Genomic DNA, 15,199 nt, shown 5'->3' on the forward strand with positions numbered 1-15,199 from the left:
AGAGTTCTAAAAAAGCGCCCGCGCCTCCGGCGACGAATGAGCTGGGGGGGAAGGTCGGCGCCGATTGACGAGCGGAGGCATTTTCAAATGTGGTCCGAACTTCGCGGCCTGAAGGACGACATCGACTATGGCACGCCGCCGAAGGACGGCGCGCCCGTCACTCTTGAGATCGACGGCGCGCCCGTGACCGTTCCGGCCGGCTCATCGGTGATGCTGGCGGCCGCCATGGCGGGGCGCCCGATCCCGAAGCTGTGCGCCACCGACATGCTCGAGCCCTTCGGGAGCTGCCGCGTCTGCCTCGTTGAAATCGAAGGACGCGGCGGCTTTCCGGCGAGCTGCACGACGCCTGTCGTCGAGGGCATGAAGGTCAAGACCCAGTCGGAAACGTTGCAGCGGCTGCGCAAGGGCGTTCTGGAGCTTTATCTCTCGGATTTTCCTGAAAGCGAGATCGACGGCGGCTGGAGCGAGTTCCACGAAACGCTCGAGGCGGAAGGCGTAGCCACTCACCCTTATGGCAAGGGCAAGACTCATTTCGATGCGGAGGTCGACGCATCGAATCCTTACTTCCTGTTCGACCCGTCGAAATGCATCGTGTGCAGCCGTTGCGTGCGCGCCTGCGCCGAAGTGCAGGGAACATTTGCGATCACCATCGCCGGAAGAAGCTTCGAGTCGAAAGTTGTCGCGAGTCAGGATCAGCCCTTCTTTGAATCCGAATGCGTGAGCTGCGGCGCCTGCGTGCAGGCGTGTCCCAGTCATGCGCTGGTTGAAAAAAGTTTGTTCGAAGGAGAATACGTCCATGCCGAACCCGTTGAAGCCTGAAAAATCGGTCGTCACGACCTGCGCCTATTGCGGCGTCGGCTGCGGCTTCAAGGCCGAGACGCGCGGGGGCAAGATCGTGCGCATGACGCCGTGGAAGGAGGGCAAGGCGAACCATGGCCACAGCTGCATCAAGGGCCGCTTCGCCTATGACTACTATGATCACCCCGACCGCGTGCGCACGCCGCTGATCCGCGCGTCGATCAACGATCCATGGACGCCGGTCTCCTGGGAGGAGGCGTTCAGCTATGCGGCGAATGAGTTCAAGCGCATCCAGGCCGCCTATGGGCGCGGCTCGATCGGCGCTGTCTCGAGCTCGCGCTGCACGAATGAGGAAATCTTCCTCGTGCAGAAATTCGCGCGCGCCGTCCTCCTCAACAACAACATCGACAATTGCGCCCGCATTTGCCATTCGCCGACGCAGTTCGGATTGAGTGCGACGGTCGGCTGGGGCGCGGCGAGCCAGCATTTCGACTCCATCCTGCAGTCCGATGTCATCATGGTCGTCGGCGCCAATCCGACGGAGGGCCATCCTGTCTTCGGCTCGCTGATGAAGCGGCGCATCCGGCAGGGCGCGAAGCTCATCGTCGTCGATCCCAGACGCACGGAAACGGTGAAATCGGCGCATTGCGCGGCCGATATTCATCTTGCCATCCGGCCGGGCACGAATGTCGCGATCCTCGACAGCATCGCCCATGTCGTCGTGCGTGAGAAGCTCTACAATGAAGCGTTCATCCGCGCGCGTTGCGAATGGAGCGAGTTCGAGAACTGGGCGTCGCTGGTCGGCTCGGACAAATATGCGCCCGAGGTCGTCGGCCCGCTGGCGGGCGTCGCGCCGGAGGACATTCGCGCCGCCGCGCGGCTCTACGCCAAGGGTCCGAAATCGGCGATCTATTACGGCCTCGGCGTGACCGAACATTCGCAGGGCTCCACGGGCGTGATGTGCCTCGGCAATCTCGCGCTCGCCTGCGGCATGCTGGGCCGCGAGGGCGTCGGCGTGAACCCGCTTCGCGGCCAGGGCAATGTGCAGGGCGGAAGCTGTCTCGGCAGCTGGCCGCATGTGTTCAGCGGCTATCGCTTCGTCACCGACGACGCGGTGCGTTCGAGCTTCGAGGCCGAATGGGGCGTGACGCTCGACGCCGAGCCGGGACTGCGCCTGCCCAACATGCTCGACGCCGCCGTCGCGGGCTCGTTCAAGGGCATGTATGTCATGGGCGAAGATCCGGTTCAGAGCGATCCGAACCAGCATCACGTCATCGCCGCCATGAAGAACATGGAATGCGTCGTGCTCCACGACCTCTTCCTCAATGAGACGTCGAAATACGCCCATGTCTTTTTCCCCGGCTCGTCGTCGCTGGAGAAGGACGGCACCTTCACCAACGCCGAGCGGCGCGTTTCGCGCGTGCGCAAGGTGGTGGAGCCGCTCGCGGGCTATCAGGACTGGGAGATTACGGTAAAGTTCATGAACGCCATGGGGTATCCGGCCTCCTATTCCAATCCCGGCGAGGTGCTCGACGAGATCGCGCGGCTGTCGCCCGCCTATCGCGGCATGAGTTTTGATCTGATCGACCGCATCGGCTCGGCGCAGTGGCCCTGCGACGAGAGCGCGCCCGAAGGCACCGAGGTTCTGCATCGCGAGAAGTTCCCGCGCGCCAATGGCCGCGGCACCTTCATGCTGACGGAATATGTGCCGACGGCCGAGCGCACTTCGGATCAGTATCCGCTGCTGCTGACGACGGGGCGCATTCTCTCGCAGTACAACGTCGGCACGCAGACGCGGCGCACGCCGAACTCTCTCTGGCATCCGGAGGACGTGCTGGAGATCAACGCCGAGGACGCGGCGGCGCGCGGCGTGAAGGACGGCGATTTCGTGCGCGTCGCGAGCCGCTTCGGCGAGATCGAGCTGCGCGCCCGCCTGTCGGCCCGCGTCAATCCGGGCGTCGTTTACACGACGTTCCATCACGCCAAGTCGAAGGCGAACGCCGTAACGTCCGATCTCTCGGACTGGGCGACGAACTGTCCGGAATACAAGGTCACGGCGGTCGATGTCGTGCGCATCGCGGCCCATTCCGGCGCAGGCGCCGCCGAGGGCGCCAGACCCTCGACCCGCGAACTGGAGCCCGCAGAATGAGCGCGACGCAGCAGAGCGGCCCGGGCGGCGCGCCGGTGATGGCGCTGGATCGCATCGTTCTGATGGCCAATCAGATCGGAGACTTCTTCGCGCCCTATCCCCCGGAGCGGCGCGCGGAAGGGATCCGCAATCACTTGCGGACCTATTGGGACCCGCGCATGCGTCAGGAGCTGCTGGCGCTCATCGCATCCGGCGGCGCCGGCCTCGCGCCGCATGTCGTCGAGGGCGCGAAGCTGCTCGAGGACGAGACCCAAAAAAAACCCGGCTATTACGGCCCCCCGAAAGCGTAAGGCGCTCGAGGCGAGCGTCCCCGAAGCCTCCTGCGCCGGAAAAGGGCGGGGTCCCCTCCCCCGCCCTTTTCTTTTCATGAGAAAGGTGAGCGGCGCTACCGCGCCTGCGCGATCCGGCGCGCGTCGAAAACCGGGTTCGAGCCCTGCTCTCCCTCCCGGAACATCACGATCGTCACGGCGAAATTGGCTCTGAGCGGCTGGCCCGGCTGCACGACCTGCGTTGCGCCCGGTGCCCAATCGATGAAGCGGAAATGCGTATATCCCCGCGCGAGCGTCTCCCGCGCGCCAAGCGCCAGAAGCTGCTGGAGCGCCAGGTCCTCCGGCCCCGCCTCGACCCCGGAGAGATCGAGACGGGCCATATTCGGCCCGAGCGACTGCACATTCGAGAGACAGGCCGAACACAGCAGCGCCGCCATGAGCAAGGCCGCCTGCCGCGCGCGCTTTCCCGCTTTGCCGATCATGCGCCCTCTTCTCACGGGGACAGGAAAACAGAAAGGGCGGGGTCTCCCCCGCCCTTTTGAAGATCGCACGATCCTTTCGGGATCAGCCCCAATGCGCCAGAATGGCGAGCATCAGCAGCGCGACGATGTTGGTGATCTTGATCGCCGGGTTCACGGCCGGGCCGGCGGTGTCCTTGTAGGGGTCGCCGACGGTGTCGCCCGTGACCGAGGCTTTATGCGCCTCGGAGCCCTTGAGGTGCTTCACGCCGTCCTTGTCGACGAAGCCGTCCTCGAAGGACTTCTTGGCGTTGTCCCAGGCGCCGCCGCCGGAGGTCATGGAGATAGCGACGAAGACGCCATTCACGATCACGCCGAGGAGCAGAGCGCCGACCGCCGCAAGGGCGTTGGCCTTGCCGCCGCCAAGCAGCAGAACCACGATGAACATCACGAGCGGCGCCGCGACCGGCAGCAGCGAGGGGACGATCATTTCCTTGATCGCCGCCTGGGTCAGCATGTCGACCGCGCGGCCGTAATCCGGACGGGCCGAGCCGTCCATGATGCCGGGCTTCTCCTTGAACTGACGGCGCACTTCCTCGACGACCGAGCCGGCCGCGCGGCCGACGGCCGTCATGGCGATGCCGCCGAAGAGGTAGGGAATGAGACCGCCAAAGATCAGGCCTGCGACCACGAAGGGGTTCGACAGGCTGAAGTCGATGTTCTCCATTCCCTTGAAGAAGGAGACGCCCGTCGCGGCAAAGTGCTTGATGTCGTTCGTATAGGCCGCGAACAGCACCAGCGCGCCGAGGCCCGCCGAGCCGATGGCGTAGCCCTTGGTGACCGCCTTGGTCGTGTTGCCGACGGCGTCGAGCGCGTCGGTCGACTGGCGGACTTCCTTCGGCAGGCCGGACATTTCGGCGATGCCGCCGGCATTGTCCGTCACGGGGCCGAAGGCGTCGAGCGCGACGATCATGCCGGCGAGGCCGAGCATCGTCGTGACCGCGATCGCCGTGCCGTAGAGGCCGCCGAACTGATAGGTGAGGATGATGCCGAGCACGATCACCACGGCCGGAGCGGCCGTCGATTCGAGCGACACGGCGAGACCCTGGATGACGTTGGTGCCGTGACCCGTCACCGACGCCTGGGCGATCGACACCACCGGGCGCTTGCCCGTCGCGGTGTAATATTCGGTGATGTAGACGATGGCGCCCGTCACGATGAGGCCGATGATCCCACACAGGAACAGCGCGAAGCCGTTGATCGGCTCGCCATTGACCTTGCCGACCTCGCCGAGGCCGACGGTGAACAGCGTCGCAAGGAAGAGGCCCGGAATGGAGAGCACGCCCGTGGCGATCAGGCCCTTGTAGAGCGCGTCCATGATGGAGTCGTTCTTGAGGCCGATCTTCTCGAAGTAGGGCGCCGCGAACTTGCCCCACTCCGTGTCGTCCTGGCCGAGCTTCACGAAATAGGTGCCTGCGATCGAGGTGACGATGGAGAGGCCGCCGATGGCGAGCGGATAGAGCACGGCGCTCGCAAGTCCGGCCTGACCGGCGAAGAAGATCGAGGCCAGCACCATAGTCGCGACGACCGTGACGGCGTAGGTCTCGAAGAGGTCGGCGGCCATGCCCGCGCAATCGCCGACGTTATCGCCGACATTGTCCGCGATGGTCGCCGGATTGCGCGGATCGTCCTCCGGAATGCCCGCCTCGACCTTGCCGACGAGGTCGGCGCCGACATCCGCGCCCTTGGTGAAGATGCCGCCGCCCAGACGCGCGAAGATCGAGATCAGCGAGGCGCCGAAGCCGAGCGCCACCAGCGCGTCGACCACGACGCGGTCGGCGGCCGTATAGCCGGCGAACCAGGTCAGGATCGCGTAATAGACCGCGACGCCCAGCAGCGCGAGGCCCGCGACCAGCAGGCCCGTGACCGCGCCCGCCTTGAAGGCGATGTCGAGGCCGCCCGCGAGCGATTGCGTCGCCGCCTGCGCGGTGCGGACATTGGCGCGCACCGAGACGTTCATGCCGATATAGCCGGCCGCGCCCGAGAGCGCCGCGCCGATGGCGAAGCCGAACGCGACCGCCCAGCCGAGCAGGATGACGAGCAGCACGAAAATCACGCCGCCGACCATGCCGATGGTCTTGTACTGGCGGTTCAGATAGGCCTGCGCGCCTTCAGCGACGGCGCCGGAAATCTCCTGCATGCGCTGCGAGCCGGGATCGGCCGCCAGCAGCTCCTGCGACGTCTTTACGCCGTAGGCGACGGACATGAGTCCGAAGACGATGGTGAGAAACAAAACCATTAGGGTTCGCCTTTTCGTTTCACGGCCATGGCGGCCGGGAGGGTCGCGAAAGGTTCGCGCAAAACGGAAAAAGGGATTGCGTCCGCGCCGACGAATCGGCCCGGGGCGCCGCGAATTTCCGCGGACTTTCTGCCAGAAACGCGGCAAAGCGGCAATGGCGGTTCAGAAATGGCTGAACGCGCTTTTTGCGAAAATCATCTGTGTTTTCGAGGCGTCGCGGAAGACCGGCGCGGCTGTTCCCGCGACAATGGCGCCGATGCGGAAGACGCCCGGCGGCGGCGTGAAAGCCGGATCGGCGGTAAACAGAATTTCGTAGTCGTCTCCACCCGTTAGGGCCGTTTCCAGAAGGCCCGGCGCGATCGCGATCGCCTCCTGCGCCGCCGTCGACAGCGGAACCAGAGGCGCCTCCACCAGGGCGCTGACGCCCGACGCGCGGCACAGCTTGGCGAGATCGCCGGCGAGGCCGTCGGAGACGTCCATGGCGGCGCTGGCGCTGGCGCGCAACGTCCCGATCAGGTCGAGCCTCGGCCGCGGCAGCAGATAGCGGTCGAGCAGCCAGTCGCGGGCGCCCGGCGAGAGGCGCGCCGCGAGCGCGGGATCGCGCCGCAGGATGAGGCCGAGCGCCGCGTCGCCGATGGTTCCCGAGACGAAGACGGCGTCGCCCGGACGCGCCCCCGTGCGCGGCGTGAAGCGCGGCGTCCGCCCGAGCGCCGCGATGGAGATCGCCAGCGGTCCCGGCGTCGCGGCCGTGTCGCCGCCGAGGAGTGGCGCGCCATAGGCCGCGGCGTCCGCCGCGAGGCCGGCGGCGAAGGCTTCGAGCCAGTCGTTGGTCCAGTCCGGCGGCAGCGCGAGCGACAGCAGAAAGCCCGCGGGTTCGGCCCCCTTGGCGGCGAGATCGGAGAGATTGACGCGCAGCGCCTTGCTGGCGATCGCCGCAGGCGGATCGTCGGCGAAGAAATGCACCCCGGCGACGAGCATGTCTGTGGTGGCGACGAGCGGCTCGGTGGAGGCCGGCAGCAGCGCGGCGTCGTCCTTCAGGCCGAGCGCGGCGGGGCCGGCGATGGGCGCGAACACGCGGGCGATCAGTTCGTCTTCGCTGTAGCGGCTGCTCATCTGCCCGCCTCGCCCCTCAGGGGGTCACCCCATGCCTCCCGGCCGCTCCTCGCGCGCGATCTTGTCCAGAACCGCATTCACCATGCCGGACTCGGTCTGTCCGAAAAAGGCGGCGGTCACGTCGACATATTCCTTGATCACCACGCGCGGCGGCACATCCTTGCGGGCGCGCAGCTCATAGGCGCCGGCGCGCAAAGCCGCGCGCATCACCGCCTCGATGCGCGCGAGCGGCCAGCCGCCCGAGAGCACGCGGTCGATCTGCCGGTCGATGGCCACCTGGTCGGTGAGCACGCCCTGCAGCACGTCGCGGAAGAAGGCGATTTCGGCGGGCTTGTATTGTACGCCCTCGATCTCGCGGCCGATCCAGTGCGACTCAAATTCGGCGAAGATCTCGTTGAGCCCCTTGCCCGCGACTTCCATCTGATAGAGCGCCTGAACGATGGCGAGGCGCGCGGCCGAGCGCTGGTCGAGGCTCATGCGAGGCTCCGCTTCAGACGAATGAGCGCCAGCGCGGCAAGCGCGGCGTCCGCGCCCTTGTCGCCTTGCCGCGGATCGGCGCGGACGACGGCCTGACCTTCATTTTCCACGGTGAGAATTCCATTGCCCATCGGCAGCCGGCGCGCGACCGAGAGGTCGGTCAGCGCCCGCGAGCTTTCATTGGCGACGATTTCGAAATGATAGGTGTCGCCGCGAATGACGCAGCCCAGCGCGACGAGCCCGTCATAGGGCGCGCTGGCTTTCTCCGCCGCGTCGAGCGCAATCGCGGCGGCGCAGGGGATTTCCAGCGCGCCGGGAACCTCGATCACGGTCGCGGTCGCCCCGAGCCGCTCGATGGCCGCCAAAGCGCCGTCTCGCATGAGGCCGACAATATCGGCGTTGAACCTGGCCGCGACGACGAGGATGCGAGCGTCGGGAACAGGCGCAGCGTCGATGTCGTCGGGAGAAAAACCTGCCATTCGTTTGAACTCCGGCGCCCGTCCCCTACCCTCGCCCGCGTTCCGGGGAGGGCGAAGATCGTGGCCCTTATCGAGGCGGCGACATGTCCCCTCCCGCTTGTGGGGGGAGGATGGGAGGGGGTCGAGAAGCCGCGGATATCGCTGATTTGGAGTTGCGTCTTATGTCACATGCCCGACGGCTTGTCAGCCGTCCCGTCCACTCAACCGCGCCGCGTAACGCGCCATCATGTCGACTTCGATGTTGAGCGCGTCTCCGGCGCCGCGCCCGCCGAAGGTCGTCACGGCCAGCGTGTGCGGGATGAGCAGGACCGAGAAGCGGTCGCCCTCGACCTGGTTCACGGTGAGCGACGCGCCGTCGAGCGCGACCGAACCCTTTTGCGCGACGAAGCGCGAGAGCTCATGCGGCGCCTCGATCCAGAACCGCCCCATGCCGTCGAAATCGTCGCGGGAGAGAATGCGCGCGACGCCGTCGACATGCCCGGTCACGATATGTCCGCCCAGTTCATCGCCGATCTTCAGGGCGCGCTCAAGATTGATGCGCGTCCCCTGCGCCCATGCGCCCACGGTCGTTTTCGCCAGCGTCTCGGCGGCGGCGTCGACGTCGAACACCGTGCGCCCCTCTTCGCGCGCGACGGCGACGACGGTGAGGCAGGTTCCGGCGCAGGCGATGGAGGCGCCGATCGCGATGGTCTCGGCGTCATAGGCGCAACCGATGCGCAGCCGCCTCAGATCGCCGCGCGGCGTGACGGAAACGACCTCGCCAATGTCTGTCACAATGCCGGTGAACATGCGTCTCTCTCCGCCAGCGGCTCAGTCCATCCGCGCATAGCGCGTCATTTGATCGGGGCCGAGCATGCGGCTTTCGATCATGCGGTAACGCCTCTCCAGCGCGGCGCGGGCGGCGGGGGTCAGCGCGAGGCGGCCCTCGCGGCCCAGCGGCTTCAGGCCCTTGTGCAGGATCACCTCGTCGGCGAGCCCCATGGTCAGCAGGCTTTCGGCCACGCGCGGCCCGCCTTCGCTGAAGACGCGCGTGATCCCGCGATCGGCCAGGAGCCGGAGCGCGGCCAGCAGGTCGACCGCCCCCTCCTGCGTGGGAACGCGCGCCACCTCGGCGCCCGTGACATGCGCGAAGGCGCGCGCATCCTCTTCGGGAACGTCGGCGCCGGCGATGACGAGCAGCGGAACGTCCCGCGCCGTAGCGGCGAGGCGCGAGCGCGGCGAGAGGGCGAGTTTGCGGTCGATCACCACGCGCAGACGCGCGGCCCCGTCTACGCCCGGCAGGCGAACGGTCATCAGCGGATCGTCTTCGCGCGCCGTGCCGGAGCCGACCACGATGGCGTCGTGCAGCGACCGCTGGACATGGGTGTAGGCGTCGGCGATCGGGCCGGTGATCCGAAGGCGGGGATCGTGAGCGGCGCCGGCGGCGTAGCCGTCCGCCGTTTGCGCGAGCTTCAGCGTCACCATCGGGCGATGCTTGGTGACGCGCAGCACATGGCCGAGATGATCGCAGCGCGCCGCCGCGGCCTCCGGGCCGACGAGCACCTCGATTCCCGCTTCGCGCAAAATGGCGTGGCCCCTGCCCGCGACGCGCGGGTCCGGGTCCTCCATGGCGGTGACGACGCGCGCGACGCCGGCGGCGATGATGGCGTCCACGCAGGGCGGGGTCGCGCCGTGATGGGAACAGGGCTCCAGCGTGACATAAAGCGTCGCGCCGCGCGCGGCCTCGCCGGCGGCGGCGAGGGCTATGGCCTCCGCATGCGGGCGGCCGCCCTCGGCGGTGAAGCCGCGCGCCACGATCACCCCTTCGCGCACCACCAGCGCGCCGACGGCCGGGTTGGGCGCGGTGCGGCCCATGTTGCGCCGGCCGAGCGCCAGCGCCGCCGCCATATAGGCGTCGTCGGTCGCGGGCGTGAGTATCTTTGTGTGCAGGCTCATCTAGTCGTCGGCGTCGTCGGCGAAGTCGCCGCCGCTCTCCAGTTCGTCGATGATGGCGTTGAAATCGCGCGCTTCCCGGAAGTCGCGATAGACCGAAGCGAACCGGACATAGGCCACCGCGTCGAGCGAACGCAAGCCCTCGATGACGAGTTCGCCGATCCGGCGGCTTTCGACCTCCGCCTCGCCCAGGCTCTCGAGCTGGCGGACAATGCCCGAAATCATCTGCTCGACCCGCTCGGGCTCAACCGGGCGCTTGCGCAGGGCGATCTCGACCGAGCGCATGAGCTTGTCACGGTCGAAGGGCGCGCGCTTGCCGGATTTCTTGACGACGATGATCTCGCGCAGCTGCACGCGCTCGAAGGTCGTGAAGCGGCCGCCGCAGGTCGGACAGACCCGCCGCCGCCTGATGCAGGACGAATCCTCGGCGGGCCGCGAGTCCTTCACCTGCGTGTCGAAGGAGCCGCAATAGGGACAGCGCATGGGGACAGCCTACTCCCCCGCCCGGCGACGGGAGAGGGATGGGGTGAGAAGCCTCTCCCCGCCGAGGCGGGGAGAGGGAAACGCAATCGTCGATCAGTAGATCGGGAACTTGGCGGTCAGGGCGTGGACCTTTTCCTTCACTGCCGCTTCCGTGCCGGCGTTGCCCTCTTCGCCCTTCGACGACAGGCCGTCCAGCACCTCGACGATCAGAGCGCCGACCTGCTTGAACTCTTCCTTGCCGAAGCCGCGCGAGGTCGCCGCCGGCGTGCCGAGACGGATGCCGGAGGTGACGAAGGGCTTCTCCGGATCGAAGGGGATGCCGTTCTTGTTGCAGGTGATGTGGGCGCGGCCAAGCGCCGCTTCCGCCGCCTTGCCGGTGATCTTCTTCGGACGCAGGTCGACGAGCATCAGATGGTTCTCGGTGCCGCCGGAGACGATGGCGAGGCCGGCGTCGACGAGCGTCTGCGCCAGCGTCTGCGCATTGTCCTTCACGCGCTGCTGATAGGCCTTGAACTCGGGCGTCAGCGCCTCGCCGAAGGCGACGGCCTTGGCGGCGATGACGTGCATGAGCGGGCCGCCCTGCAGGCCGGGGAACACGGCCGAGTTGATCTTCTTGGCGATGTCCTCGTCATTGGTCAGCACCATGCCGCCGCGCGGGCCGCGCAGCGTCTTGTGCGTCGTGGTGGTGACGACATGCGCATGCGGGAACGGCGAGGGATGCAGGCCCGCGGCGACGAGGCCGGCGAAATGGGCCATATCCACCATGAAAAAGGCGCCGATCTCGTCGGCGATCTTGCGGAACGCCTCGAAATCCCAGATGCGCGAATAGCCAGAGCCGCCGGCGATGATGAGCTTCGGCTTGTGCTCGCGGGCGAGCGCGGCGACCTGATCCATGTCGATGCGCTGATCGTCCTTGCGGACGGTGTAGCTGATCGGCTTGAACCAGCGGCCCGAGAGGTTCACCGGCGAGCCGTGCGTCAGGTGGCCGCCCGCCGCGAGGTCGAGGCCCATGAAGGAGTCGCCCGGCTGCAGCAGCGCGAGGAAGACCGCCTGGTTCGCCTGCGAGCCGGAGTTCGGCTGGACATTGGCAAAGCCGCAGCTGAAGAGCTTCTTGGCGCGGTCGATCGCGAGATTTTCAGCGATATCGACGTACTGGCAGCCGCCGTAATAGCGCTTGCCCGGATAGCCCTCGGCGTATTTGTTGGTCAGAACCGAGCCCTGAGCCTCCATCACCGCCTTGGAAACGATGTTCTCCGACGCGATCAGCTCGATCTCGTGGCGCTGACGGCCGAGCTCGAGCTCGATGGCCTTGGCGAGCTCCGGGTCGGTCTGCGCGACGGAGTTGGTGAAGAAACCGGACTGGCTCATGGAATTTCCTCTAGCCTAAGTGCGCGAAAGATAAGCAAAAAATACGGCTGCCCGACTGCCGCGGGACCAACCGGCTCTCCATGCCGCGCGAGTTGAGGGGCCTCGATTATCACGACGCGGGCGCAACGGGAAGAGCGGCAAGATGCGTAGTAGCGTCACAGGCTGCACAAAGCGCCCCACTATTTCAACTTGCAATCGCCCTGAAGCGTCGTCGACGCGCCGGCGGTCGCCGCCTCGAAAGTGGCCTTGCCGCTTTCGGGATCGAAGTTGATGAAGAGTTCGGTGTAGTAGAGCGTGCGCTTCTGCGTCAGGACGCCAGCGCCGAGCGTGGCCTTGCCCTCTTCGGTCTTGGAATAGAGAAATTTGATCGGCTGGCCGAACAGCGGCTTCTTGTCGAGCCAGATGCGGCCGACGAAAACGACGCTCTCCTCCCCGAAGTCCCTGGAAGCAAGCTTCATCGTCAACTTGGACGACGCCCCCTCTTTTCCGAAGACGCACTCGAATTTGCGCGCGTCCCCCGCCTCCTGGCGCAACGCCTTTGCTGGCGCAGGGGTTGATGCGAGCAGCGCGGCGACAACAATGGCGGCTGCGGCGCGCGCCAGCAACATCGGCGACCCTCTCGATAGCCAGAGGGGTAGATATGGCGGCGCGCGTCAAAAACCCTTGCTTCGCTTCGTGGAGAGCCAGCCCATGGCGGGCGCGCGCCTCATCTCGGCGCGGCCTTCACATCTGCGAGGGTCTAAGCATCTCGCCGGTCATGGGCCACCATCCGGACTCTCTCGGCGCCGCAGTGGCTGCGGCGAAGCCGGTCAAGCCGCCTTTTTCTGATAGTCCTTCACATCCGAGAATTTGATGTCGGGGTTGCGCTCGGCGTCGTAATTGAGCTGAAAAGCCGAGGACGACATGAAGACCGGCGCGCCGTCGAGATCGTCCGCGATGCTCGAGCCATGCGAGTCGACGAAGCTCTTGAGCTTCACGGGATCGTCTGACGTCACCCAGCGACAGATGGAGAAGCGCGGCTGCTCGTAACGCGTCGTGAGGCCATATTCGGCTTCGAGCCGCGTCGCGAGCACGTCGAGCTGCAGTGCGCCGACGACGCCCACAATGGAGCCGGAGCCGTCATGCGGCGTGAAGACCTGCACGACGCCCTCCTCCGCGAGCTGCTGCAACGCCTCGCGCAGCTTCTTGGCCTTCATGGCGTCCGAAATGAGAATGCGGCGCAGGATTTCCGGCGCGAAGCTCGGCACGCCGCGAAAGACGATCTCCTCGCCCTCGGTGAGCGTGTCGCCGATGCGCAGCTGGCCGTGGTTGGGCAGGCCCACCACGTCGCCCGCGAAGGCTTCGTCGGCGATGGAGCGGTCGCGCGCGAAGAAGAATTGAGGCGCATTCAGCGGGATGTTCTTTCCGGTGCGAATGAGCTTCGCCTTCATGCCGCGCGTGAGCTTGCCCGAGCAGACGCGCATGAAGGCGATGCGGTCCCGGTGATTGGGGTCCATATTCGCCTGGATCTTGAAGACGAAGCCGGTCATTTTGGGCTCGCCCGCTTCGACGCTGCGCTTGTCGGCCTCCTGCGCGCGCGGGCTCGGCGCATAGTCGGCCATGGCGTCGATCAGGTCGCGCACGCCGAAATTCCTGAGCGCGCTGCCGAAGAAGACCGGCGTGAGATGCCCCTCGCGGAAGGCGGCGAGATCGAAGGGCTTGGAGCCCTCCTCCGCCAGCATGGCTTCGTCCCGCCAGGCGTCGGCGGCGCCCGGCGGCAGCAGCGTGTCGAAGATCGGATCGTCGAGCCCGCGCGTCTCGATGAGTTCGTCGTCCTTGTCGATCTTGCGGATCGTCTTCGTCGCGAAACGATAGGTGCCTGCGAAATTCTTGCCCGAGCCGATGGGCCAGGTGATGGGCGTCGTGTCGAGCGCGAGCGTCTTCTCGATTTCGTCGAGCAGCTCGAAGGGATCGCGGCCTTCGCGGTCGAGCTTGTTGACGAAGGTGACGATCGGAATGTCGCGCAGGCGGCAGACCTCGAAAAGCTTGCGCGTGCGCGCCTCGATGCCCTTGGCCGCGTCGATCACCATCACCGCCGAGTCGACGGCCGAGAGGGTGCGATAGGTGTCCTCCGAGAAGTCTTCGTGGCCCGGCGTGTCGAGCAGGTTGAAGACGCAATCGGCATATTCGAATGTCATCACGGAAGTGACGACAGAAATGCCGCGCTCGCGCTCGATGCTCATCCAGTCCGAGCGGGTCTGCTGCGCGTTGCGCTTGGCCTTCACCGCGCCGGCGAGCTGAATGGCGCCGCCGAAAAGCAGCAGCTTCTCGGTGAGCGTCGTCTTACCGGCGTCGGGGTGCGAGATGATCGCGAAAGTGCGCCGTCGCGAAACGGGGTCTCGGTTGTTCGGGGTCGTCAAGGAGAGCTCGTTGGCCAAGTGGTCTGGCGCACGGCTTAAAGGCAAGCGCGCCCGATCGCAACAATCCCGTGGCCGCATCGCCGCGCCCATGGCAGGACCCTATCTGTCCTGGCACGGAGTTTGAAATGAGTCGCATCACCCTGGCCGCCGCCGCCCTGCTCGCTTTCAGCCTGGCGGAAATCCCCACAGCGTCAGCCTGGCATCTGTCCAGCAAGCGCGCCTGTCTTCGAGAGGCCTTCACGCCGCATTGCGGCGCCGGGACCGTCGCGACATGCACATCGAGACGGTCCTGCATGCTGGAGCCGCACAGGACGGTTCAGGTTTGCGCGCAATGGCGGTGCCGACCCAGGGAGTGAGTCCGTTACGCGAAATCCCCCGCCAGCGCCGCCCGCGTTGCCTCCGACAGCACGGCCATATGGCTGTAATTGGGATGGGACAACCCCAAAATCACCCGCGCATTGGGCTCCCGAAAGGCGGCGACCTCCGCGTCGGCGAAGGGGAAATGCACAAATTGGACGGAGCTGGCCTTGCCCTCGGCCGAAGTGCGGTCCTGGTCGGCCTCCGCCTTGCCCAAGACCCGCGCGCCGCCGACTTCGATGAAGGCCGTCTCCTCGATGCCGCCGAGGCCCGCCAGCACGCGCGAACGGCGCAGCGGGTCGTCGATCTCGATCATAAAGGTCGCCACCAGCTCGCGACCCTTGGGGATCAGCGGATTATAGGCCGCGAGCTCCTCGGGAATCTGCGCGTCCCCGCCCCGCTCGATGTGCAGCATTTCCTGCACCTGGAGCCACATGGTCTCGAAGCTCTCGAAGTAGAAGGTCACATAGGGACCGACCTCGACGCGGCGGCTCCGCTTGATCGCGGTGACGCGGCGGCGGTGCTCCGTGCGGCCTTTGGCGTATTCCGCCCAAGGGAGGATGTCGGCGCGGGTGAGTTCGTGACGTGTCGTCATCTCGTTGCTGCTCCGTACGCTTT

At 66.5% G+C, this 15,199-nt stretch carries 14 protein-coding genes and 1 pseudogene; 3 read left to right on the forward strand and 12 right to left on the reverse strand.

The window, feature by feature from the left end; translation table 11 throughout:
- The first annotated feature begins 87 nt into the window (after nt 1-87).
- Nucleotides 88-2,947, forward strand: a pseudogene (fdhF, locus tag WOC76_RS14815) (formate dehydrogenase subunit alpha).
- On the forward strand, nt 2,944-3,237 hold the full coding sequence (locus WOC76_RS14820) for a formate dehydrogenase subunit delta (protein ID WP_341431474.1): 294 nt from the start codon (nt 2,944-2,946) through the stop codon (nt 3,235-3,237). The pseudogene fdhF and the gene WOC76_RS14820 overlap by 4 nt, the downstream one beginning before the upstream one ends.
- Before the next feature lie 95 nt (nt 3,238-3,332).
- Here WOC76_RS14820 and WOC76_RS14825 read toward each other — a convergent pair whose 3' ends face one another.
- The 11 genes from WOC76_RS14825 to WOC76_RS14875 all read right to left on the reverse strand — a co-directional run bounded on the left by WOC76_RS14825 (nt 3,333) and on the right by WOC76_RS14875 (nt 14,224).
- Nucleotides 3,333-3,698 (reverse strand): hypothetical protein, encoded by a 366-nt coding sequence (locus WOC76_RS14825; RefSeq protein WP_341105809.1) that lies wholly within the window; start codon nt 3,696-3,698, stop codon nt 3,333-3,335.
- Between the two features lie 82 nt (nt 3,699-3,780).
- The gene (locus tag WOC76_RS14830) at nt 3,781-5,973 is read right to left on the reverse strand and encodes a sodium-translocating pyrophosphatase (protein ID WP_341105807.1); all 2,193 of its coding nucleotides are present in this window, start codon (nt 5,971-5,973) and stop codon (nt 3,781-3,783) included.
- A 162-nt stretch (nt 5,974-6,135) separates the two neighbouring features.
- The gene (gene thiL, locus WOC76_RS14835) at nt 6,136-7,086 is read right to left on the reverse strand and encodes a thiamine-phosphate kinase (protein ID WP_341105805.1); all 951 of its coding nucleotides are present in this window, start codon (nt 7,084-7,086) and stop codon (nt 6,136-6,138) included.
- 24 nt (nt 7,087-7,110) lie between these two features.
- A complete protein-coding gene (gene nusB, locus WOC76_RS14840) occupies nt 7,111-7,563 on the reverse strand; it encodes a transcription antitermination factor NusB (RefSeq protein ID WP_341105804.1) in 453 nt (150 codons plus the stop codon).
- Nucleotides 7,560-8,042 (reverse strand): 6,7-dimethyl-8-ribityllumazine synthase, encoded by a 483-nt coding sequence (ribH, locus tag WOC76_RS14845; protein ID WP_341105802.1) that lies wholly within the window; start codon nt 8,040-8,042, stop codon nt 7,560-7,562. The genes nusB and ribH overlap by 4 nt, the downstream gene beginning before the upstream one ends.
- Nucleotides 8,043-8,225: 183 nt before the next feature.
- Complete coding sequence (locus WOC76_RS14850) at nt 8,226-8,831, reverse strand: riboflavin synthase (protein ID WP_341105800.1); 606 nt, start codon at nt 8,829-8,831, stop codon at nt 8,226-8,228.
- A 21-nt stretch (nt 8,832-8,852) separates the two neighbouring features.
- On the reverse strand, nt 8,853-9,977 hold the full coding sequence (gene ribD / locus WOC76_RS14855; protein WP_341105798.1) for a bifunctional diaminohydroxyphosphoribosylaminopyrimidine deaminase/5-amino-6-(5-phosphoribosylamino)uracil reductase RibD: 1,125 nt from the start codon (nt 9,975-9,977) through the stop codon (nt 8,853-8,855).
- Entirely contained in the window at nt 9,978-10,457 is a 480-nt protein-coding gene (gene nrdR / locus WOC76_RS14860; protein ID WP_341105796.1) for a transcriptional regulator NrdR, read from the reverse strand.
- 93 nt (nt 10,458-10,550) lie between these two features.
- Nucleotides 10,551-11,825: a serine hydroxymethyltransferase gene (gene glyA, locus WOC76_RS14865; protein WP_341105795.1), complete on the reverse strand. Its 1,275-nt coding sequence runs from the start codon at nt 11,823-11,825 to the stop codon at nt 10,551-10,553.
- Between the two features lie 179 nt (nt 11,826-12,004).
- On the reverse strand, nt 12,005-12,433 hold the full coding sequence (locus WOC76_RS14870; protein WP_341388855.1) for a hypothetical protein: 429 nt from the start codon (nt 12,431-12,433) through the stop codon (nt 12,005-12,007).
- A gap of 201 nt (nt 12,434-12,634) precedes the next feature.
- The gene (locus WOC76_RS14875; protein WP_341105792.1) at nt 12,635-14,224 is read right to left on the reverse strand and encodes a peptide chain release factor 3; all 1,590 of its coding nucleotides are present in this window, start codon (nt 14,222-14,224) and stop codon (nt 12,635-12,637) included.
- Between the two features lie 125 nt (nt 14,225-14,349).
- Here WOC76_RS14875 and WOC76_RS14880 point away from each other — a divergent pair, with 125 nt between their 5' ends.
- Nucleotides 14,350-14,580, forward strand: coding sequence for a hypothetical protein (locus tag WOC76_RS14880; protein ID WP_341105791.1), 231 nt, complete (start codon nt 14,350-14,352; stop codon nt 14,578-14,580).
- 5 nt (nt 14,581-14,585) lie between these two features.
- On the opposite strand, the gene WOC76_RS14885 is transcribed toward WOC76_RS14880, so the two are convergent.
- Nucleotides 14,586-15,176, reverse strand: coding sequence for a DUF3501 family protein (locus WOC76_RS14885; protein WP_341105790.1), 591 nt, complete (start codon nt 15,174-15,176; stop codon nt 14,586-14,588).
- Nucleotides 15,177-15,199 lie beyond the last annotated feature (23 nt).

Origin of the sequence: Methylocystis sp. IM3, from assembly GCF_038070105.1 — a bacterium.
GTDB lineage: Bacteria > Pseudomonadota > Alphaproteobacteria > Rhizobiales > Beijerinckiaceae > Methylocystis.

What these genes read in the sequence shown, in the direction of transcription:
- WOC76_RS14820 (WP_341431474.1), top strand. Translation starts at nt 2,944, where the DNA reads ATGAGCGCGACGCAGCAGAGCGGCCCGGGCGGCGCGCCGGTGATGGCG.
- WOC76_RS14825 (WP_341105809.1), bottom strand. Translation starts at nt 3,698, where the DNA reads ATGATCGGCAAAGCGGGAAAGCGCGCGCGGCAGGCGGCCTTGCTCATG.
- WOC76_RS14830 (WP_341105807.1), bottom strand. Translation starts at nt 5,973, where the DNA reads ATGGTTTTGTTTCTCACCATCGTCTTCGGACTCATGTCCGTCGCCTAC.
- thiL (WP_341105805.1), bottom strand. Translation starts at nt 7,086, where the DNA reads ATGAGCAGCCGCTACAGCGAAGACGAACTGATCGCCCGCGTGTTCGCG.
- nusB (WP_341105804.1), bottom strand. Translation starts at nt 7,563, where the DNA reads ATGAGCCTCGACCAGCGCTCGGCCGCGCGCCTCGCCATCGTTCAGGCG.
- ribH (WP_341105802.1), bottom strand. Translation starts at nt 8,042, where the DNA reads ATGGCAGGTTTTTCTCCCGACGACATCGACGCTGCGCCTGTTCCCGAC.
- WOC76_RS14850 (WP_341105800.1), bottom strand. Translation starts at nt 8,831, where the DNA reads ATGTTCACCGGCATTGTGACAGACATTGGCGAGGTCGTTTCCGTCACG.
- ribD (WP_341105798.1), bottom strand. Translation starts at nt 9,977, where the DNA reads ATGAGCCTGCACACAAAGATACTCACGCCCGCGACCGACGACGCCTAT.
- nrdR (WP_341105796.1), bottom strand. Translation starts at nt 10,457, where the DNA reads ATGCGCTGTCCCTATTGCGGCTCCTTCGACACGCAGGTGAAGGACTCG.
- glyA (WP_341105795.1), bottom strand. Translation starts at nt 11,825, where the DNA reads ATGAGCCAGTCCGGTTTCTTCACCAACTCCGTCGCGCAGACCGACCCG.
- WOC76_RS14870 (WP_341388855.1), bottom strand. Translation starts at nt 12,433, where the DNA reads ATGTTGCTGGCGCGCGCCGCAGCCGCCATTGTTGTCGCCGCGCTGCTC.
- WOC76_RS14880 (WP_341105791.1), top strand. Translation starts at nt 14,350, where the DNA reads ATGAGTCGCATCACCCTGGCCGCCGCCGCCCTGCTCGCTTTCAGCCTG.
- WOC76_RS14885 (WP_341105790.1), bottom strand. Translation starts at nt 15,176, where the DNA reads ATGACGACACGTCACGAACTCACCCGCGCCGACATCCTCCCTTGGGCG.